General features: G+C 27.4%; 20 protein-coding genes. 10 read left to right on the top strand and 10 right to left on the bottom strand.

Features of this window, described 5'->3' with window-relative positions:
* Positions 1-35 precede the first annotated feature (35 nt).
* The 4 genes from BFL38_RS08135 to BFL38_RS08120 all read left to right on the top strand — a co-directional run bounded on the left by BFL38_RS08135 (position 36) and on the right by BFL38_RS08120 (position 4,400).
* Complete coding sequence (locus BFL38_RS08135; RefSeq protein WP_069726590.1) at positions 36-1,118, top strand: leucine-rich repeat domain-containing protein; 1,083 nt, start codon at positions 36-38, stop codon at positions 1,116-1,118.
* 22 nt (positions 1,119-1,140) lie between these two features.
* A complete protein-coding gene (locus BFL38_RS08130; RefSeq protein ID WP_069726589.1) occupies positions 1,141-1,797 on the top strand; it encodes a leucine-rich repeat protein in 657 nt (218 codons plus the stop codon).
* A 79-nt stretch (positions 1,798-1,876) separates the two neighbouring features.
* The gene (locus tag BFL38_RS08125) at positions 1,877-3,568 is read left to right on the top strand and encodes a phospho-sugar mutase (RefSeq protein ID WP_069726588.1); all 1,692 of its coding nucleotides are present in this window, start codon (positions 1,877-1,879) and stop codon (positions 3,566-3,568) included.
* Positions 3,569-3,725: 157 nt separating this feature from the next.
* On the top strand, positions 3,726-4,400 hold the full coding sequence (locus tag BFL38_RS08120; protein WP_069726587.1) for a hypothetical protein: 675 nt from the start codon (positions 3,726-3,728) through the stop codon (positions 4,398-4,400).
* 408 nt (positions 4,401-4,808) lie between these two features.
* Here the strand turns inward: BFL38_RS08120 and recG are convergent, their stop codons facing one another.
* Together recG and BFL38_RS08110 are read right to left on the bottom strand one after the other, a co-directional pair.
* Positions 4,809-6,899 (bottom strand): ATP-dependent DNA helicase RecG, encoded by a 2,091-nt coding sequence (recG, locus tag BFL38_RS08115; protein WP_069726586.1) that lies wholly within the window; start codon positions 6,897-6,899, stop codon positions 4,809-4,811.
* 11 nt (positions 6,900-6,910) lie between these two features.
* Positions 6,911-7,357 carry a YkvA family protein gene (locus BFL38_RS08110; RefSeq protein WP_069726585.1) on the bottom strand — a complete coding sequence of 149 codons (447 nt, stop codon included), beginning with the start codon at positions 7,355-7,357 and terminating at the stop codon, positions 6,911-6,913.
* Positions 7,358-7,739: 382 nt separating this feature from the next.
* Here BFL38_RS08110 and BFL38_RS08105 point away from each other — a divergent pair, with 382 nt between their 5' ends.
* A complete protein-coding gene (locus BFL38_RS08105; RefSeq protein ID WP_008723697.1) occupies positions 7,740-8,495 on the top strand; it encodes a PilZ domain-containing protein in 756 nt (251 codons plus the stop codon).
* Complete coding sequence (locus BFL38_RS08100) at positions 8,479-9,081, top strand: 5-formyltetrahydrofolate cyclo-ligase (RefSeq protein WP_083249411.1); 603 nt, start codon at positions 8,479-8,481, stop codon at positions 9,079-9,081. The genes BFL38_RS08105 and BFL38_RS08100 overlap by 17 nt, the downstream gene beginning before the upstream one ends.
* A 5-nt stretch (positions 9,082-9,086) precedes the next feature.
* Here BFL38_RS08100 and BFL38_RS08095 read toward each other — a convergent pair whose 3' ends face one another.
* Positions 9,087-9,602, bottom strand: a complete 516-nt coding sequence (locus BFL38_RS08095) for a chemotaxis protein CheW (protein WP_069726583.1) — start codon at positions 9,600-9,602, stop codon at positions 9,087-9,089.
* Between the two features lie 628 nt (positions 9,603-10,230).
* On the opposite strand from BFL38_RS08095, the gene nhaC reads away from it, so the two are divergent.
* The 3 genes from nhaC (at position 10,231) to BFL38_RS08080 (ending at position 15,854) form a co-directional block, all read left to right on the top strand.
* Entirely contained in the window at positions 10,231-11,646 is a 1,416-nt protein-coding gene (gene nhaC / locus BFL38_RS08090) for a Na+/H+ antiporter NhaC (protein WP_069726582.1), read from the top strand.
* Between the two features lie 60 nt (positions 11,647-11,706).
* On the top strand, positions 11,707-14,817 hold the full coding sequence (locus BFL38_RS08085; RefSeq protein ID WP_069726581.1) for a type ISP restriction/modification enzyme: 3,111 nt from the start codon (positions 11,707-11,709) through the stop codon (positions 14,815-14,817).
* A gap of 194 nt (positions 14,818-15,011) precedes the next feature.
* Positions 15,012-15,854: a hypothetical protein gene (locus BFL38_RS08080; protein ID WP_069726580.1), complete on the top strand. Its 843-nt coding sequence runs from the start codon at positions 15,012-15,014 to the stop codon at positions 15,852-15,854.
* 349 nt (positions 15,855-16,203) lie between these two features.
* On the opposite strand, the gene BFL38_RS14655 is transcribed toward BFL38_RS08080, so the two are convergent.
* Together BFL38_RS14655 and BFL38_RS08075 are read right to left on the bottom strand one after the other, a co-directional pair.
* The gene (locus BFL38_RS14655) at positions 16,204-16,422 is read right to left on the bottom strand and encodes a DUF2905 domain-containing protein (protein ID WP_083249408.1); all 219 of its coding nucleotides are present in this window, start codon (positions 16,420-16,422) and stop codon (positions 16,204-16,206) included.
* Positions 16,423-16,425: 3 nt separating this feature from the next.
* The gene (locus tag BFL38_RS08075; protein WP_008723685.1) at positions 16,426-17,112 is read right to left on the bottom strand and encodes a potassium channel family protein; all 687 of its coding nucleotides are present in this window, start codon (positions 17,110-17,112) and stop codon (positions 16,426-16,428) included.
* 335 nt (positions 17,113-17,447) lie between these two features.
* On the opposite strand from BFL38_RS08075, the gene BFL38_RS08070 reads away from it, so the two are divergent.
* Positions 17,448-18,113, top strand: coding sequence for a hypothetical protein (locus tag BFL38_RS08070; RefSeq protein ID WP_069726579.1), 666 nt, complete (start codon positions 17,448-17,450; stop codon positions 18,111-18,113).
* A 115-nt stretch (positions 18,114-18,228) separates the two neighbouring features.
* Here the strand turns inward: BFL38_RS08070 and BFL38_RS08065 are convergent, their stop codons facing one another.
* From BFL38_RS08065 to BFL38_RS08045, 5 genes are all read right to left on the bottom strand, one after another.
* Complete coding sequence (locus BFL38_RS08065; RefSeq protein WP_069726578.1) at positions 18,229-18,567, bottom strand: hypothetical protein; 339 nt, start codon at positions 18,565-18,567, stop codon at positions 18,229-18,231.
* Between the two features lie 86 nt (positions 18,568-18,653).
* Entirely contained in the window at positions 18,654-19,631 is a 978-nt protein-coding gene (locus BFL38_RS08060) for an ankyrin repeat domain-containing protein (RefSeq protein WP_069726577.1), read from the bottom strand.
* 332 nt (positions 19,632-19,963) lie between these two features.
* Positions 19,964-20,845 carry an L-serine ammonia-lyase, iron-sulfur-dependent, subunit alpha gene (sdaAA, locus tag BFL38_RS08055; protein ID WP_069726576.1) on the bottom strand — a complete coding sequence of 294 codons (882 nt, stop codon included), beginning with the start codon at positions 20,843-20,845 and terminating at the stop codon, positions 19,964-19,966.
* Positions 20,846-20,871: 26 nt separating this feature from the next.
* Positions 20,872-21,546 carry an L-serine ammonia-lyase, iron-sulfur-dependent subunit beta gene (sdaAB, locus tag BFL38_RS08050; protein WP_069726575.1) on the bottom strand — a complete coding sequence of 225 codons (675 nt, stop codon included), beginning with the start codon at positions 21,544-21,546 and terminating at the stop codon, positions 20,872-20,874.
* Positions 21,547-21,701: 155 nt separating this feature from the next.
* Complete coding sequence (locus tag BFL38_RS08045; RefSeq protein WP_069726574.1) at positions 21,702-22,628, bottom strand: hypothetical protein; 927 nt, start codon at positions 22,626-22,628, stop codon at positions 21,702-21,704.
* Between the last annotated feature and the right edge of the window lie 100 nt (positions 22,629-22,728).

Raw genomic sequence — 22,728 nt, 5'->3', positions numbered from 1 at the left:
TCAAAATTACTTTAAAGAAAGTAGGAGCATAATATATGTTTAATTATATAAAATATTTATTATTTGTATCATTGCTATTTATATCATGCAGCAATGGTACAACATCGCCTTCAAATTCAAATGATCAAATATCTTCACCTGAAAATATACCTGAACATATTATAAAAAATTATTTCATTAAAGCTGATGAATCTGAAAGCAATATAGAATCCAAAATGCAGGAATATTTTAATGAATATGATTATTACTCTATATTTTTAGAAGATACAAAAGAAAACATTGAGAAAAACAATACAATATCAAAAATAAATACTATAATATCAAAAGATACATATACTAAAGATGGAGTTTATCTTGATTTAAGTAAAACTTCAATAACTGAAATAACAGCTAATTCTTTTAAAGGAAATAAAAATTTATATGGCATCAAGTTGCCGGAAACTATAACATCAATCGAAGAAAATGCATTTAATGACTGTTCAAGTTTAAAAATGATTAATTTCCCAGTTTCTATAACATCAATAGAAAAATCAGCATTTCAATTTTGTATAAAATTAGAAACTGTAAATTTAAGCCAAACAAAAATACTTGAAATAAAAGCTAATTCTTTTTATAACTGTTCTAGCTTGAAAAATGTTACTTTACCAGAATCAATATTAGCTATACAGCCCAATGCATTTAGTTCATGCTCTTCACTAGAAGAAATTAATTTTCCTTCTAATTTGCAAGGTATTGCTACTTATGCTTTCGCAGAATGCCGGGCTTTAAAAAAAGTAATTCTAAATGAAAAAATAACCAAAATTCTTGCTATGGTATTTTATAACTGCTCATCATTAGAAAAAATTAGTTTTCCTAAATCTATGAGTTCAATAGGACAATATGCTTTCTCAGGATGTATTGCTTTAAAAGAAATAGAATATTTAGGAAGCACTCCTTCAAGTGTTAAAGCTGATGCAACAGCATTTTCTGAATACTATGGTATGGCTAAAGCTGCAACTCCCGATAATTTATATCTTCCTAATGTAACAACTGATCCTAATGATGGAAGTTGGAATAATTTCTTAAACTATGACTGGAGTACAAAAACAATAAATTATGGTCAAAGTATAACTAAATGAAATTATGATTTGGAGAAAGTAAGTGAAGAAGCTAATAATAATACTTATATCTTTAGCAGTGTCTTCATGCAATTATAAATTAATTTCTCCATACTGCATGTGTAATTTAAATAATAAAGTAAATGTAAGTTTATCTAGTGTTGGAGCTAATTCTACTGAAGAAGAAATAAAATCTGCTCTTGAAAATAATAAAAATGAAACAGGAAAAAATATAATAGTAATTACAGGACATATAGGTAATAATTCATCAATTTTTGATAATATAAAAGGAGCTATTAAAGATGAAACTGATGTAATATTAGATTTATCAGGAGCATCTTTAGAAACTTCTTACACTTTCACATTGGAAGGAGCTTCAGCATTAACGACTGTACTGCTTCCGCCTATTCAGCAAATAACTGCGAACTTTTTTAAAGACTGCACCGCTTTGGTTAATATTCAAATACCAAGCAGTATAATAAAAATAAATGATACTAGCTTTGAAAATTGTACTTCTCTTAAAAATGTTGAATATTTAGGAACTTCTCCAAATGCTCTGACAACTTCAGCTTTTGCTTCTATTAAACCTACAGACTTATATCTTCCAAATGTTAAAACAGATCCTCAAGACGGAAGATGGAATAATTTTTTAGGTGCAGCTTGGACTACAATACATTATGCTGCTTCTATGCCGCAATAATTAAATATTTTACTTGATTATATACTTTTTGTATACTATAATTTATATATAGAATTTTTAAAAATTAGAGGTGTGTATAATGGAACAAGAAGTAAAAGCAAGAATAGATTCATGGCTTAACGGTCCTTATGATGATGAAACAAAAAAAGAAATTAAAGCATTATTAGATGCAGGTAATGAAAAAGAATTAACAGATGCATTTTACCGAGATTTAGAGTTTGGTACAGGCGGACTTAGAGGCATAATGGGAGTAGGCACTAACAGAATGAATAAATATACTGTTGGAGTTGCCACTCAAGGCTTAGCCAATTATATATTAAAACAAGGAGGAAGTGATTATAAAGTTGCTATAGGGTATGATTCAAGAAATAATTCTGATGTATTTTCAAAAGCTGCTGCTGAGATACTTTCTTCAAACGGAATAAAAGTTTATTTATATGATGATATTCACCCTATTTCACTTCTTTCTTATGCTGTTAGAAGTTTGGGCTGTATTGCTGGAATAGTTGTTACTGCAAGTCATAACCCTAAAGAATATAACGGATATAAAGTTTATTGGACTGACGGTGCTCAGGTTATACCTCCTCATGACAAAAACATAATAGATGAAGTATTAAAAGTTAAACCTGAAGAAGTAAAAATGGGAGATGCTTCAAAAATCACAATAATAGGCAAAGATATTGAAGATAAATACATGAATGATTTAATGTCTTATTTAGTAAATCCAGACATTATTAAAAAACATCATGATATAAAAATAGTTTATACTCCTATTCATGGTTCTGGATATAAAATGGTTCCTATGGCTTTAAGAAAGGCTGGTTTTACAAATTTAACAACATTAGAAGGTGCTCAGCCTCCTGATGGAAATTTCCCTACAGTAGAATCTCCTAACCCAGAAAATCCTGAAGCATTGCAGATAGCGGTTAATAAAGCTAAAGAGATAGGTGCCGAACTTGTTATGGGTACTGACCCAGACTGCGACAGAATGGGCTGTGCTTTGCTTACTAAAGATGGAAGCTATATTTATCTTACAGGTAATCAAATAGGATCTATAATGGCATATTACCTCATTACAAACAAAAAAAATATTAAAAATCCGTACATAGTAAAAACAATAGTAACTACTGAACTTGCAAGGGCTATTGCTGATGCTAATAATGTTAAGCTTTATGATGTGCTTACAGGTTTTAAATGGATTGCTGATGTTATAGAAAGAGATAAAGAAGGTACATATTTATTCGGATTTGAAGAGAGTTTCGGATACTGTATTAATTCAAATGTACGAGATAAAGACGGAGTTAGTTCTTGTTTGATGCTTGCTGAAGTTCTTGCTTACTGTAAAGATAATAACATTACTTTAGCTGACTATTTAGAAAGTATTTATGAAAAATACGGATATTTCTATGAAGAGACTATATCTATTACAAAAAAAGGTGCTGACGGAGCTAAAGCTATAGCTGATTTGATGACTTATTACAGAAATAATTTACCTAAAGAAATTTCAGGTGTTCAAGTAGAAACTATAAGCGACTATGAGAAAAAAGAAGTTTATGATAATACAAGTAAAAAAATAAAAGATATCACTCTTCCAAAATCTAATGTACTTCAATATATACTTGCTGATAAAACTAAAATTACTATAAGACCTTCTGGTACTGAGCCTAAGATAAAATTCTATTTTGAGGTTTGCGTAAAAGAAAGCAAAGATAAGAGACTTAAAGTTGCTAAAGAAAAAGTAGCTAATTTTAAAAAGTTTATTAAAGAATAATTTTTTATTATTGCTAGCTATAAACTTCATAATTAATAATAATAATAAATAAAAGAAGTCCTATTTTTTAATGGGGCTTCTTTTTTATGCGACATTTTTTGTCATAGTGAGAAAGTATAATATATATATAATTAGATAATCATATTAAGGAGATTATATGAAAAAAATTATTATATTATTAATTTTTTTACTAACTTTCATAATAAGCTGTTCGGGTAATTATGTAAGTGTAAGTAATGAAGAAACAGGTACAGATATATCTTTGGGAAAAATTACTGCTTCAGAAATGACTATATACACAAATAATTTTGCAAAAAGTAAAATGCCGAAAATCATTATTTACTTAAATCAAAAATTAGAAATTGATAAAACTCAATTAGTAAGCGTATCAAATAATCAAAATTTAAATTTTAATATTGCAGATTTTACATTAGAGAAGAATGAAACTTTTTATGAAAAAGGAGTTAAAATAAACTTAAGATCAAACTCTTTTTATAAAATAACAAATATGCAGACTAATGCTTTTAATTTATATTTTAAATTAAAAACTACATTCACAAATGAAAATATAGAAAATAAAGAAATATTATATGATATCAATGTGCAAGCTAAAATGACAAAAACTTCTATATTATTAACCATAATAAAATGGATATTTATAGTAATATTAGGAATTTTATTTTTACCGTTTATACTGCTTGCATCTATGTTTGTATACCCAATAAGAACCAGCAGCGGATTTTTTCTTGCTATTATACTGCCTTTTATTTACTACCCTATTTTATTCTTTATTATAAAATTAGTTATTAATTTTTTTGATGAACACAGATAGAAATTATAATAAGAAGTATAATAATTATTTGATTGGGCTTTTATATTTTTAACTTTATTCTAACTCCCGCCCATTTTAATTTAAAATTTTTTCTTTGTATTATTGTATCATTTTTATTTATTTACTTTTACTGTTATTATGACACCCTCCCTAGCTTTATTTTAGTTTATAATCTTCACAACGCACGCAGAGTGAAATTATAAATATAAATAAATTATAAATTCTAATTTTAATTATATATAAAATTCAGCTAACCGTGCGTAGAGAAAGATTTTTAAATTTAATATACGCTTGGGTGGGTGCATTAATTTCTAAGTAAACTATAAAAATAATAAAAATTAAAATTTGAAAATAAAACAATAAAATATAAAGGGCGGGAATGTAAATAAAATTTTTAAAATATAAAAATTATTCATCTTTTACTATTCTTGATTTTAGGTAATTAGCCTTTAATATAAACGCCTCATTCTCTTTATAAAAAATTTCTTTTGAGCTTTCATCTTTAAGTAAAGAACGCATTTCATCTTTAGCCTTACGCATTATCTCTTTATCTTTTATTATGTTTCCAAGTTTGAAGTCTGGAAGTCCGCTTTGCTTATCTCCTAAAAACTCTCCAGCTCCTCTTAATTCCAAATCTTTTTCTGATATTTTAAATCCGTCGGTAGTTTCACATATTATGTTAATTCTTTCTTTTATAATGTCATTAAGTTCGCTGTGAAGTATAAGATAGCAGTAACCTAATTTGTCTCCTCTGCCTACCCTACCCCTAAGCTGATGAAGCTGTGATAAACCAAAACGCTCTGCTCCTTCAATTAATATAGTAGTTGCATTAGGATTATCAATTCCTACTTCTATTACAGTAGTTGAAAATAGTACTTTTATATCTCCGCTTGCAAATCTATTCATTATATATTCTTTCTCTTCATCTTTCATTTTACCATGTATTATTTCTATTTGAGTGTCTGAGAAGTATGTTTCTTTAGCTCTTTGAAACTCACTTGAAAGAGTAATAAAACTAGAATCATTATTTTCTATCAGTGGAAAAACAACATATCCCTGTTCTCCTTTTGATATTCTGTTTTTTAAGAATTTATAGCAATGATCTCTTTCATAAAGCTCTTTATATTTTGTAAGAACTCCTTTTCTTGAGCTAGGAAGAGTTTTTATAATTGATAAATCCAATTCTCCAAATAATGTTAATGCTAATGACTGAGGAATTGGAGTTGCCGTCATAAGAAGATAATCAACATTTTTTCCTTTTGATAATAATTTGTTTCTTTGAGCAACGCCGAATCTCTGCTGTTCATCTACTATTGCATAAGAAAGATTTTTAAATATTACTTCATCATATATAATAGAATGCGTACCTACTAATATACTGCTTTTACCTTCTCTAAGCCTTTTTAGTAAATATCCTCTTTCACTTTGACTTACAGAAGATGTGAGTATGTCTATTTTTATAATATCTTCTAGCCCAGCTGATTTAATGATTTTTTTGAATGTATTATAATGCTGCAAAGCTAGTATTTCTGTAGGTGCTAAAAATGCTGTTTGAAATCCAGATTCTGCAGGTATTAATGAAGTTAAAAAAGCTACTATTGTTTTACCAGCTCCAACATCTCCCTGAAGAAGTCTGAACATTTGCTTTTTTGAAAATAAATCGTTTTTTATTTCGTTTACAGTATTTAATTGATCTTCGGTAAGTTCAAAAGAAAGAGAAGATTTTACTTTTTCAAGCAGATTTGAAGAATTGTATCTTTCATCTTTTATTAAAATATTAGGTCTTCTCTCACTTAAATGTATATACTGAAAAGTTAAAAACTCCTCAAAAATTAAGCTCTCTCTAGCTTCATCAAGTGCTTCAAACGAAGTAGGAAAATGCATCTCCATAATAGAGGGAACAAAACTTTTAAGCCTATATTTTTTTTTAATAACACTAGGTATATCATATTTCATATTCTTTTCAAATACTTCAAGCTCATCTACAATTAAAGTTCTCAATTTTTTCTGAGAAAGCCCCTCAGTAAGAGGATATATTGGAACTATCTTTCCGTATGATAATGCATTTGAAGAAGGCTTTTCAAACTCTGTCATTCTGCATTGAAGTTTTCCTCTGTTTCCCCTTACAAACTTTCCTGTTAAATATAGTTTAGCTCCTTTTGTAACTCCAGCAGGAAGTCTTCCGCCATAAATAGGTACTTCGCATATTGCAGTTCCATCAGTAACTATAACTAAAGGTTTATTCCTATATTGAAAAGTAAAACTAGAAATATCTATAACTTCTACATATACAACACTTGTTTTTTCTTTATTTTCTAATGCTTCATGAAGTTTTAATGTTTTTCTTCTGTCATCATAAGTTCTAGGGAAAAAAGCTATTAAATCGTATAGTGTTATTATACCCTTTTTAGCTAGTATTTCTGCGTATTTTGGACCTACACCTTTTGAATATTTTATACTCTTAGTAAATATATCTTTACTATAATCGTTATTTAACAAATCTATATACCTTATTCATCATTTTCAGTTTCTTCTGTTTCTTCATTCACTACTTCATATTCAGCTTCTTCAGCATCTGATTCGCTGTATTTCCAAACTTTATATTTTTGCAAATCAGTAGAAAAACATTTTATACATAATCCTATTATAAATGCATCATCTAATAATCCTATAATTGGAAATAAATCAGGAAGAACATCTAAAGGAAGTATTAAATATATTAATGCTCCAGCTATAGCAGATAAACTTTTCCAAGGAACATCTTTATAGTTACCATTAACATAATCCCCTATCATATCAACCATTAATTGTATTTTATCTAAAAACTTAGAAAGATGTCTTGATGATGAAAGATTCAGTATATCTTTTGTTTTATCAATAATAGATGTCAACTTTTCAAATGTAGTTTCTAAAGAAATTTTATCCCATAATTCTTTTGATTTTTCTCTTATTCCCATAAACACTCTCTTAATACTTTTGTTAATTCATATTTTATTATAACATATAAATAGACTTGTTTCAAAACTAATTTTTTATAATTTTGAGTGTATTATCCCTACAAGGCATACAATCGTGCGAAACTATATCCTCGAATCCCGGATACGCTTTCATGAAAGACTGCATATTTATATATCAAAACGATAGTTTATACAACATATAAAACACTATTTTATAATTAATAAATTACGAAATTTTAATATATAATCTTGTCAAGTGGTTTTGAAACAAGTCTAATAGAAAATATCAATAACTTTATACTTCTATTTTTTCACTCAAAATATTGCATAAATAATAAATTATGTTATACTTATTAAGCAAGTATTATCAGGAGAAGCAATAATGGATAAAGAACAAGTAAAAGGTGTAATCATAGAAAATAATCCTTCTATTTTAACTAAATATAAAAATGCTTTTAATAATATATTTGATATAAGCACTTTCAATGATATTAATTCCTCTTTAGGATATATTATAGAAAATAATTTAAGTATATATTTTTATATTGTAAGATACAATGAAAGTGAAAAAGATGCTATAAGTTTATTTGTAGATAAGGTAAAAAAAATTAATCCTCAAATAAAATTGGTTATGACTGATGTTTCAGATGGTTTTGATGAAACCGCATATCCTTATGCTTTAATATTCCATAGAAATACAGATGTAAGTGTAATAGTACAATCCATACAAAATGAAGTTTCAAAGATATTAGAAGATGGAAATACAAAAAGAAGACAGTATTCAAGAGTTAATTGGCCTTTAAATGTTGTAATAGCATATAAAGATAAGATTAGAGGAACTATAGATAGAAATATACTTTCTATAAGCGGTAATGGTGCTTATATATCATCTGATACTAATATTCCTGATAAGGGTGATATGCTTGGACTTACTATATCTTTTAAAGATTTCAAATTATTCACTGAAGCTAAAGTAGTTTGGATTAATAATGATAATCAAAAACCTGACTTACCTAAAGGTTTTGCTGTGCAGTTTATTGATATAGGTATGGCATCTCAAAAAATTATTGATCAAATTATTAGAGATAAATTATTACAGGAATTATTAGTAGAATTAAATGATGAAAATTTCTCCTAATGAAGACAATATTAAAGAAGAAAAAAAATTAATAAGAGAATCCTTTAAACTCATCAGAAATAACTTAGATTCTAATTTTATTAAGGATAAAAGTTCTATAATCTCTAAAAAATTTAGAAATATAGTAAATATTAATAAATTCAATTCTATATGTGTATATGTGGACTTTAATAATGAAGTACCAACTGATGAAATAATCAAATATGCTCTAAAAAATAATATTAAAGTATCTGTACCATTTCTCATAGATAATCATAATATGAAATTAAAATATATAAATGATTATGATAAAGATATCAACAGAAATACTAAATTCGGATGCGGAGAACCTTTTGAATATTGTAAAGATTGCAATATAGATGAAATATCTATGTTTATTATTCCTGCTTTGGTTTTTGATGAAAAATGTAATAGATTGGGATTTGGAAGAGGATATTACGACAATATATTAAGAATTAATAAAAGCGCCTTAAGGATAGGCTTAGCTTATGATTATCAGATACTTCCATCAATACCAAAAGATGATAATGATGAAATATTAGATATTATTATCAGTGAAAGTAAAGTAATAACCGCAACCTTTTAATTTAATTAATTATCAGCAATAGGTGCTTCATCATCATCATCATCAGTTGCAAACAATTTCTCTAAGTCTAAAACAACTAATAATTTATCTTCTAATTTACCTACGCCCTTAATATATTTCTGACCTATACCTGAAAGCATTGGAGGAGGAGGCTGAATATCAGAATTTGAAATGGATACTACCTTAGAAATAGAGTCGATAATTATGCCCATATCAACATCTTCTATTTTTACTATGATAATACCTGTATTTTTATCGCCTTCGGTTTCTTCTAAATTGAATCTCTTTTTTAAGTCAATTATAGGTATAATATTACCTCTTAAATTTATTACACCTTCTACAAAATCTGGGGCATTAGGAATAAGTGTAATCTTTTCCATTTTAATTATCTCTTTAGCCTGCATGATATCTATAGCATACTCACCGCTGCCTAATCTAAAAGTAACAAGGTTGGTACTATCTTCGAGGTCAACTCTATTTTCACTACTTTCAATAGGTTGTTGCTCTGTCTGCTCTGCCATTTATTATGCCTCCATAATTTTAAAGGTTAATATATTATCGGAAATGATTTCTTATATTTTATATCTATAACCATATTGTATATAAATTATATAGAAACTATTCTATTATATTTTTAGCTAAAAGTCAATAATATAAATAGTTTAATATTAATTTAATATAGCTATAAAAAACTATAATAAATATCATAACTATTCAAAAAACATTTATAAAATAGTATGTATTTTACTTATTTTAGCATTAAAACAAATTAAGATTACAAAATTTATTTTAATCCCCGCCCTATAAAATTTATAACTTAACACTGTAATAAAAATATTATTAATACTTATTGCATAATTTAAGAAAAAGCATGCCCGCCCAAGTGATTTTTAAATTTGTTACTTTCATAACACGCGGTAAATGGATTTAAATATATAGTAAATATGCAGTTATTAACTATATCTATTTTTTACAGCGAATTTAACGCGTGCTTAGTAAAACGCTAATTACAAAAAATACTACAAATACTTAATTAATTTACTTTAAAACAAACATACTAATTAATAATTGAAATTAAATAGGATTGATTTATTATGAGTATGAATATATAATACCCTAATATAGTATACAATGCATAGAGGTATCTTTATGAAAACAAAAAAAATTAATACTTTTTGGAAACTATTTCCGCTGCTCTTCATACTTGTAACCGTTTTAATATTCACTGTACAATACGGCGTTCCTATAGAATTTTTGCTTACACTAGGAACTTTATCTGCATGTATAATAGCATACTTTGCAGGATATAAATGGGAGGATATGGAAAATGCCTTTATAAAGAAAGTAGTTGACACTTGGATTGGGGTATTAATATTTATACTGATAGGTATAGTAGTTGGATCTTGGGTATATTCAGGAACCGTACCTATGCTTATATACTATGGAATAAAACTAATACATCCGTCATTTATACCTGTAATGGCTTTTATTGTAACTTCATTTCTCTCTGTATTTACAGGAACTTCTTGGGGATCTGCTTCTACTGCAGGCGTTGCATTTATAGGTATTGCTCAGGCTACAAATACACCTTTGCCTTTAGTTGCTGGTGCCGTTATAAGCGGTGCTTACCTTGGAGATAAAAACTCGCCTATATCAGATACTACAGTTTTAGCTGCTATGGGGGCAGGGACTACTCTTTCTAATCATATAAAAACTATGCTCGCAAATACTATACCTGCTGCAATATTAGCCGCTTTAGTTTTTACAGTATTGGGATTGAATGCCGCAGATTCAAATGTTAATATATCAAATTTGAAAGAAGCTCAGGAGATATTAACTTCTCTAGAACAAATATTTAATTTTAATATACTTTTATTAGTGCCTCCTGTATTCGTACTTATTGCAAGTGTTAAAGGAGTTAATCCTGTAATTACTATGTTTATAGGAAGTTTAATTGCTATAATAATTGGAGCTGTAACTCAAGATTTCGGCTTAATAAACTCTATGAAATCTTTTGTAACAGGGTTTAATATATCAATGTCGCCTACAGTTAATCCTGATAACATACCAGATACTTTGCATTTTTTACTTAATAGAGGCGGTATGATAAGCACTATGCCCAGCGTATTATTTTTAATACTTGCTCTTACTTACGGAGCTATGCTTGAACTTATAGGCACTTTCAATACTCTAATAGAGCTATTGATAAAAATCACAAAAGGGGCAAGAAGTTTAATATTTACAACTTGGCTTACAACTTTTACTATAAATTCAGCATTAAGCAGTTTGCAGTTTACATTTTTAACATTGGGTTCTGTATTAAAAACTGTATATGATAAATATAATGTAAACAGAGGCGTACTCTCAAGAACTATGGAAGAAGGAGGAACACTCACAGAAGTTCTGCTTCCTTGGACTGTTACGGGAGTTTATATGACTTCTATACTTGGGGTGCATACTTTACAGTACATGCCTTACTCATTTTTTAACCTTATTAGTATAGGCATTTCTTTTATATACATGCTTACTTTGCCTAAATTTGCAGTAAAGATAAATAAGAATTGATTTATATAAAAAAGATGTTGTAATATATATTAAGCAAGTATATATATTGGAGCTTTATATATGTCTATAATCTCAATAGAAAACTATTATAAAAAAATAGAAGAAGCCAAACTATCGGGCAGCAGCAATGAACAGAATATAAGAGAATTTTTTTATGATCTTTTAAAAATATATGCAGGTGAAAAAGGCTTGAAAATAGAGAGAGAAATAAAAGAGTATGTACAAAATAATAAAAAAGTATACCCAGACGGAAGAATAAAAAAAGACAGTATGGTTATAGGCTGGATAGAAAATAAAGATGAAAAAGATGACTTTGAAAAAGAAATAGACAGCAAAATAAAAAAGGGGTATCCTTTAGACAATACTATATTTGAAAACTCCAAAATACTTGCATTATATCAGGAAGGCAAAAGAATAGAAACTATTGACATGAAAGACAGTAATGCTCTTAATGAAGCTCTTTTAAAATTTGTGAGTTTTATACCGAATGCTTATAGGGAATTTTATGATGCATTCAGCAATTTGAAAAAAATACTTCCAGATTTAGCTGATGATTTGAGAGAGTTTTTCAAAAATGAAAGAAAAAATAATAAAGGCTTTAGAGATGATTTGATAGATTTCACAGATATGTGCGTTAGAAGTATTAATGCCGCAATAACAGAAGATACTGCAATAGAAATGATAATTCAGCATATGCTTACAAGAGATATATTTGTAATGCTTTTTCATAATCAAAACTTTCATAGAAATAATATTATATCCAACTCTATAGAAAATATTTTAAATCATATAAATAAAAAAAGTGCAGAGATAAGCATAAAAATAAGCTCTTATATGGAATTACTTGTAAAATATATATCATTAATGAGTAAGGACGACAAACAGGATATATTAAAAACTTTTTACTCTGACTTTTATAAAGCATTAAATTCTAAAAAAGCAGATATACAGGGAATAGAATATACACCTATAGAAGTAGTAAAATTTATGGTGAGAGTTTCTGATGAATTATTATACAAACATTTTAATAAAAAACTTCATAGCAAAGATGTTAATATATTAGATCCTTGTTCAGGCACAGGAATATTTATGGCTGATATAATCAATAGTATCAATAGTAAAGATTTAGAATATAAATATAAAAATGAATTATTTTCTAATGAAATAGATATAATGCCTTATTATATTTCAAACCTTAATATAGAGAATGCCTATTTTGAAAAGATGAACAGCTATGAAATATTTGAGAACATGTGCTTTTTGGACACTTTGGAGTTTCAAATAAAAACTAAAAAATCTGGCGGATTATTTGAAATGGAGCAGTTCAGCAGTGAAAATGTGGAAAGAGCAATAAAGCAATACAAGAAAAAAATCAATTTAATAATAGGCAATCCGCCTTATAATGCCAATCAAAAAAGCGAGAATGATAATAATAAAAATAAAATCTATCAGGAATTAGATAAAAGAATACAATTAACATACATAGCAAACAGCAAAGCCCAAAAAACAAAACAGTATGACATGTATAAAAGATTTATAAGATGGGCAAGCGACAGAATAAAAAGCGATGATAACGGCATAATAGCATTTATTACTAATAATGCATATTTAGATTCAAAACAAGATGACGGCTTTAGAATAAGTGTACAGAAAGATTTTGATTATATTTATATAGTAGATTTAAAAGGCAATCTCAGAAAAAAAGATAAAAGAGAAGGCGAAAACATTTTTAATATACAGACAGGTGTCGCAATAATGTTTTTGATAAAAGACGCCAAAATAAAAGCTGAAGATAAAAAGGCAGATATAAAATATTATAATATGGGAGATAACCTAAGCAGATATGAAAAACTTTTTAATTTGTCTGAAATAAAAAAACTCTCTCAAATAGATTTTGAAGACATAGTACCTACGGATAAAGGACAATGGCTAAATCAAACAGATAATGATTTTTATGAGCATATAGCTTTGATAGATAAAGAAGTAAAAAACAAATCAGATAAATCTCATTTAGCTAAAGATGACAGAAAACAAAAAGCTATATTTAAATTTTTTAGTTTAGGGGCATTAACTGCAAGGGACGATTGGGCTTGTGATTTTGATAAAAACCAATTAGAAAAAAAATTAAAATATTCTTTAAAAATATTTAATAGAGAAAAGAAAAAATATTCAGGAAGCAATTATCAAGACGCAAATATGAGAAAAAATATAGACTATTCCATAAAATGGACTAGAGAATTTTTTAAATATATATCTTCAAATAGAGATATAGTATTTAATGCCAACAATATAAGGGAATATTTATACAGACCTTTTGTGAAAAACTATATTTATTTTGACAGACCTATATGTCATGAACCTTATCAGAATAAAAAAATATTTCCGAATGAAAATTCTAAAAATATAACTCTAAATTTTCATATGGTAAAACCAAGAAGGATACAAGATTGTTATGTTAGCAAAATATTAGTAGATTTTGCTTTCACTATAGAAGGCAACATATCAGTGCCTCTATATGTATACAATACCGATGAGCCTACGCTAAACATCACTGACTATGCTTTAAAAATATTTGCTCAAAAATACAAAGACTTAGCCACTCCTGAAAACATTTTTGCATATTGTCATGCTGTGCTCTCCTCTCCAATCTACCAACAAAAATACGAGGACAATCTTAAAACCGATTATCCTAGAATACCGCTTTACAAAAATTTTGATGAGTTCGTTACTCTAGGAAAAAGGCTTATCGAACTTCAGACTGATTTTGAAAACATACAGCCATACTCCGATTTGCAAATAGAAAGCGATTTAAACTACATGCCTGAAAAGATAGACAACCCTAATAAAAATAATTTCTTCGACTTCCTAAAATTAAATAAAGAAAAATGTACAATAATACTAGACGCAAAAAACATTATAAAAAATATACCGAGTAAGGCTTTTGAGTATAAGATAGGAAGCAGGTCGGCTTTGGATTGGATTTGCGACTATTACAAGCCTAAAAAGTTAAGACCTGATAAGGAACTTCATCATAAAACCCTTATAGACAATAATCTTACAAATTATGATTGGCTTTCTATACGCTCATATCTTCTTGATATTATACCTAGAATAATTTCTATTAGTATAGAAAGTGTTGATATTTTTGAAAAGCTTAAAAAATTAAAGTGATTAAAAACCTTTACTGCATAAAGCAGAAAATGTTTTATTATAATGCTTGAAAATATATGCAAATAATTATATGATTAAAATATCATTTATTTATAAAAAAAAATTAAAATAATTACTAAACTAACTATATATGGTTTAAAAAATATAAAATCAGTTTATTATATATAAAAAATATTTAAAAAAAGGATTTCAATATGAAAAGAATTTCAAAATTATCAGCTATATTTTTAATATTATGTTTACCTATATTGTATAGCTGTTCCAAAAATAATAATAACTCACCTACTAATCCTACTACAGAAGGTAATAACCAAACTACATATACTGCAAATGGGGTGGCAAAAGATTTTCAAGGAACATATAAGTTTTATAGTATAGACGGACAAACTGCAGACATTACTATATCAGATACTGGAATAAGCGGTTTAAAAATCTCAAATGATACAGCAAGTATAATTAATTTCGATTCATCTACTATTTATAGCTCAAATAGATCAGGAGATACAGACGCTTCAATACCTAATTATAAATACTATCTTATATATGGTGATGAATTTAAAGGAAGTATATCTTTTCCAAATGACAGCACTTCTATAGGATATATAAGATTAAGAAAATCTTTATCAACATATAGTATATATATAAATGGAATATTTGAAAGAACCCAAAATGCTCAAAGAACTTTAGGAACTGATAGTGAATTAATAGCTACTTGGAAAGGAAGTTATACCGATGGTAGCCAGTTAACTGTAACTATTGATAAAGATTTTGTTTCTTATACAGCAGATAACAAAACTTATAAAATACCTTCAATATATTTTATAAACCAAAATGATGGTTCCTATAATACCCAGACACCTTATTTAAAAAATTCTATTATAGTAAAAAATGCAAATAATAAAATACAATTCAGCTATAAGCATTTTGAAATAGCTCATTCTCCTAGTGTTCTTAATGGTCAAGTTACTGGGGATTTACAATACTCTCTAACAAGCTTCGGTTTACCTAATCTTGATAGTATAGAATTTTCAAAATAATAATAGATTTGTAAAAAATAAATTAATATATATTTATAATATTTTTAATTTTATCATTGGGATTTTGTATGATTGGCAAAATCCCAATTTTTATAATTAGTAAATATTATTTGATAAATACTTATTAACAAAATAAATTTATAAGCGATTACAATTTTTAATTTATAGTATTTTATGTTTTATAATCTGTATTTTCTATATAACTTATTTCATATAACTATTTAATAATACGAAATTAAAACTTTATATTTATCACTATAAAAAATTAATTATAAGACATCTTATTCATAATTTTTTAATTAAATAATTTTGATACCTAATATTTTAAAGCAATATTAAAGTATAATTATTATCTGAATTGAGAAATAAACCACATAATAATAGAAAGTACAATGCTAGCTATAATGCTGCTCATAAGAGGAAAAGCAAAAGTAAAATTCTCTTTTTTTATGACTATATCTCCGGGAAGTTTCCCAAAAGGCAATTTAATATTAAATAAAAATAATATCCCTATAATTATTAAAATAATACCAATAACTATAAAAATTTTTGCAAATTGAATATTCATTTATTATTCAGCCATTTTTTTATACATTTTTTCTATATCTTTGTCATGCCCCGCAATGATAAGTATATCTCCTTCAACCATAGGCTCGTCAGGATCAGGCGTACAATCTACAATAACTTTTTTCTCCCCTAATATCCCAACCGTTTCTTTCTTTACAGCAACAACATTTATTTTGTATTTCTTTCTCAAATCAAGTTCTTTGAAGTTTTTACCAGCAAGCCCTCCATGAACAGGAAATTCCACTATAGAGTGATATTCAGTCAAATCATAAAGCAAAACTGTATCCCCCACCTCAAGCTGTTCGGCAATATGTATTCCCATAGATTCTTCAGGGCTTACTAAATGTGTTATTCCTATCATACTAAGTATTGCCTTATGCTTTTCATTAGAGTATCTTGCTATGATATTTTTTACATTAAGCTCTTTTAAAAGCAATGCTGTTAATATACTTGTCATCATATCTTCGCCTATTGTGAGTATTACCGCATCAAATTTATTAATCTCAATAGCTTCTAATGCCTCTTTTTGAGTAGAGTCTAAACGCATAGCCTGAGTAACACTATTTTTTATAGCCTCTATTTCATTTATATCATTATCTATAGCAAATACTTCTATGGAAGGTTTTGTCATAAGTCTATTAATTAATGCCTTTCCTAAAGTACCAACCCCTATAACAGCATATTGAAGCATATTGATCCCCTGTTCTTATTTAATGATTTTATTATAGAATAATATAAAAAATTGTCAAAAATATTATATACAATTTTTATATAAAAAATTAAAACTCAATTATTTTTATATTTTTGTTAGAGGAAATATTATTAATAAAATTAGTTTATATGTATTATGTTTTATTTGTAATATAAAAAATATAATTATACTAAAATATGTAATTATATTTTAATATATATAAAATAATGTAAAAAAAATCTAAAAAAGATAAGTATATATAAATTTTTTTTACCTTAAAATAAAAATTTATGTTATTATTTATAATAAATAATTAAAGTTGAGGTGTTTACATTATGAAAAAAATAATATTAATATTAAGTATTTTATCAGTATTAGCAGCTGCTTGCAGTAATAAAGATACAACAGCTCCTTCATCAGGAAACAAACCATTAACAACTAATGTACCAAGTGATGATAAAACAGTTAGAGACGGTACTCCATTGTCAAGTTGGAATGGAAGTTATCAGGTTATGAATATAAATGCATCTGTTAATAATGCTGCTGCAGGAACTACAGTTCAAGAATATAATTTATTAGAAAGATTATATTCTACTACTTGGTATCAGTCTGAAGAAGAAAGAGATGAGGGAAGATTAGAAACTGAAGAAGAGTTTGTATTTTTCAATGATAAATCAGAAATGGTAAAAAGAGAATATGAAAATGGTATAGTAGATGGAAGAGATGATTATGCTACATTAACATGGATTGAAGATATTACTCTTAATGTTCAAGACGATAAAAAAAATAGAAATGCTTGTATAGTAAGAAATACAGAGTTCGGAAAATATGAAACAGATATGGAATACGAAGGATATTATTTAGTTGATAGAGATACTTTATATATAGTTGATGGAGATGATGAAGCAGAAGTAAAAGAAAAATTAAATGATATAATATCAGGAAATATTCAAAGATATGCAGAAGACAAATTTGTACTTTCTACTAAACCTTTAAATTAACTTTACAAATAAATTCAAAGCAATATAAAAAACAAGGATATTAAAAACTCCTTGTTTTTTATTATATGAAATAAATCTATTACAAAACAAATATAGATAAATTAATAAAAAATTATTAATCATCACTATTAGCTTGATAGTTCAATTTAACCAAATAATCTATTTTATCAACGACTTTAGTAAAAGGTTTTTCCACACTAATCAAAGCTCTTTCAACATCATGTCCATCTTCATCTTCAATGTATATATCATAATAAAGTTCTTTGTGATCATATTCATTTTCAAAAGTAAGCCTTATAAATATAAAGTTATTAATATTAATTCTATCCATTTTAGGTTCATACTCAAGACGCTTAATCTCAGTATTTAATAACTCTTTTCCTAAATTCTCTACTATAATTTTATAAATAGATTCTAGCTCTTTTCTTATATAGTGGACATTGTTATCAAACATTATAAAACTCCAAATAAAATATATATATTTTTTTACAATATAATAAATATACCAAAATAAAATAATTTGTCAACAAAGACATTTTATTAATATTTATCTAATATAGAAGCTACTTCCTCATCTCCCAATTCTCTAGCTATATTTGCTAACTCCTTCGCCTTTTTCTTAGCAAGATTAGGATTAGCATTATTTTCAAGTAATATTAAAGCTGCCTCAAAATTACCATTTTCAATAGCATAAGATAGAGCGGTTTCACCATCTTTATCTACAATATTTACATTGGCACCATTTTCTAATAAAATATTAATAGCCTCTGTAGAGATATCTCTCATAGAAAATGCTATTAAAGGCGTTATTCCAGCGAAATTAGGTTTATTAATATTAACTGTTTTAGATAATATTTTAACTGTTTCAACATCATTTGCTACTAAAAGCGGTGTTATCCCTTCATTATCTACAATATTTATATTGGCACCATTATCAACTAAAAATGCTGCTACATCAGAATTAGAATTATCAGCAGCAAAGAATAAAGGAGTCCAGCCATTATTATCAGCAGCATTAACATCAGCTTTAGCCATCACTAAAAGCTCAACAACATTAAAATTGCTGTCATATATTCCTATACCTTGTCTAGCCCATATATCTGTGGCATATAAAAGTGCTGTATAATTTCTTTTATTTTTCATATTAACATCAGCATTATTTTCTATAAGTGCATTTACTAAATCAGCATATCCGTAATAAGAAGCTATCATTAAAGCAGTAGTACCCTCATCGAAATTTACGCTAAGATCATATTCTGTATCTTCGGCATTTACTATATTTGTAGATTGTGTTAAAGTATTATTAATATTACCTGAATCAATAAGATTTTTTATTATATCTATACTAGGATATTCTTCATATTTTGCTATAGCATCTTCTAAAGATAAATCCTGAACTATATTTAAATCTTCTATAGAAGTTTCACTATTTTGAATATTTTCTTTAGTATTAGAATCAGAATTTTGAGTGCATGATAGTAGTATCAATAATAAAAATGTGCATGAAATAAACCTCATAAAAGCCCCCAATAATTATTTACACATTGAATTATCATGTATATAATAACATATATTATTAATTATATCAATTATGCTATAGCTGGCTTATTTATCAAAATATATGCAGAAACATTATTTTAGATAAATACTAAAAATAACTGTATATTTTATTATTGATAATAAAAATTAAACAAATACATTATCAAGCAAGTGAATTTATATAATACTTAAGATTTCTATACTTAAACTACATGATGAGATTATATTCTATCATAAATAAAAGATTTCTGATAAACAAATTTACCAGAGATCTTTTATTTATACATATAAAAAATAATCTAATACGATTATTATTTATTTAATTTTCCCAATAGTTTTTCTGATATAGCACGACCTGTAGGAGTGTTTGCAAGTCCTCCTAAAGAAGTTTCTTTAAATCTTTCGTCCATTCCGTCACCTACTTCTTTCATAGCAGATACAACTTCATCGGCTGGTATAACACTTTTAAAACCAGCACAAGCCATTTCAGCCGAAACAATAGCATGAACAGCCGACATAACATTTTTACCCATACAAGGCACCTCAACAAATCCTGCAATAGGATCGCATATAAGCCCAAGCATTGCTGATATAGTAAGTGCAAAAGCATCAGCACATTGCTGAGGCGTACCTCCCATAATCTCAGCACAGGCACTAGCAGCCATACCAGCAGCCGAACCGCATTCAGCCATACATCCGCCTTCAGCACCAGCAAATGTTGCTATCTGTGCTATGATATCAGCAAATCCTGCAGCGGTAAACATTGATTTTACTATATCTTCTTTTTTATATCCTCTGCTCTCACATACAGTAAGTACAGCAGGCATTACTCCGCAGCTTCCAGCAGTAGGGGCAGCTATTATTTTACCCATACATGCATTATAACCGCTTACAGACATAGCCGCAGTTACTACCTCACCAACTATTTCTCCCAATATGCTTTTTTTGTTTTTATAAAATTTGTCTACTATTTCTACACATTCATTTTGCAAACCTGTTACAAAATTAAATTTATCCTTTTTTCCATTTTCAACAGCTTCTTTCATTATATCATAATAAGAAGTCATCTTATCAATAACCGATTGTCTGTCAGTTTTTTCTGATTTTGCTTCTATATCTATTACTATATCACTTATTTTTACTTTTTTTTCGGAAGCTAAAGCCACCAATGATTCTATAGATTTTATGTCCATAATATTTTTTATACTCCATATAATATTTAATACAACTTATCTAAAAATACAAAGTCTCTTATATTCTCTATATGTCTTATTTTTTCCTCTATCTCTTTTGATATAACATCAGTCATACCAATAACAATAATAGCATATCCTCTATTAATACCTTCAAATTGAGGCGTTACATTCATATTCTCTATATTTATTCCATTTTCAAATATAATAGAAGTAACTTTAGCTATAATACCCGGAACATCTTTATTAACTATAGCAATAGTTGGAAAATCGCCTTTATAATGTACCTCTATGCCATTAACTTTATCCAAAACTATTAAACCTCCGCCTATAGAAGAAGCTAATATATTAATTTCATTAGTTTCCCCTTTAGCTTCAATATATACTGTATTAGGGTGAAAAGCCTCTCTCAATTTGGTAGGAATAAACTCATATTTAAGATTAGCCTTTTCAGCAAGACTATAACTGTCTCTAAGATTAGGATCATCAGTTTCAAATCCTAAAAGTCCTGCCAAAATAGCTTTGTCAGTTCCATGACCTTTCCAAGTTAAAGCAAAAGAACCATGCAAATATATTTTTGCCTCCTTCACATCTTCACCCAAAATCTTCTTAGCAAGTTTACCAATACGGCAAGCACCAGCCGTATGGGAACTTGAAGGTCCTATCATAATAGGACCTATTATATCGAATAATTCAGCCATATATAATTACCTCCATTTCATGATTATAATTTAACATAATAAATAATTTTTTAATATAGTCTTTTATCATTTTTTATCATAATGAAGAAAAAAAATAACAAATATTTCTAAAAAATATATTTAATTTATAGATAATTACTATTAATAAGAATATTTTAGAATAATAAACTTATTTCAAGCCCCACTTTAGTTTCATATCCGAAATAACTAGATGCTCCTCTAGGCTTTCCATAACCAACCTTTAAAGACACAGCATATCTATAAAACTCAACCCCTATACCGAAATTAACAGCAGCATGCCAAGGATCTTTTATAAGTCCAAGCCTATCTTTTTTATCTAAAATGGCTGCAATATTTATCCCTGTTATTAAGCTAATTTGATCTTTATATAGAGGAAACCTATAATCTAATCCTGTATGTATTCTAAATAACTGCGGACTATTTCCTATAGCATTATATGAAATTTCAGAACCTAAATAAATACTAAAATTTTTAATATAATAATAAACCGCTATAGAGCCGAATTCATAACTGCTTCCGCTTTTTATTTGAGTATCGCCTTTAAATCCGTCTACCAAATGTGTAGATTGATGATACATAGGTATGAATCTAATTTTCATGTTAATTCCGACAAGATTCTGAAGCCATAAATCAGCAAATACCATAAACTGTCCGGAAAAATCATAAACATCGAATAATCCGCTGCTTCTTCCAAGTATTGATATCTCCATAGCTCCGCCCATACCTACAGAAAAATATTTATTTCTATAAAACATTATCTCACTAGCTAAACGGCCTTCAACATAAACTGATAAAGCTTGAAAATCCCAATTAACATCAGGAGCAATAAGTGATAAATTCTTCTCTACATTAAAGTTCTTAGCAAATAATATGCGTCCTATAAATGCCCTAGGATCCTGCCACCCCATATAATATTTATCAACTTCATATATACGAAAAGGATTTCTGAAACTATAATCATCTTCTAAAAAATTTAAATCATTATTAAATTGATCTTCCTGAGAATACAAATTTAATGCACTTAATAATATTAATAATACTAGAATTATTTTTGTTTTCATTTTACATCTCTTAATATTTATTTACTATTAAGTACAATATTCTAATATAATAATCACTTTTTCTCAATAGAAATATATAAAAAACATAAAAGCAATGATG

This window comes from Brachyspira hampsonii, from assembly GCF_001746205.1.
Taxonomy (GTDB): Bacteria; Spirochaetota; Brachyspiria; order Brachyspirales; family Brachyspiraceae; genus Brachyspira; species Brachyspira hampsonii_B.
This window is presented reverse-complemented; position numbering and strand designations above follow the sequence as displayed.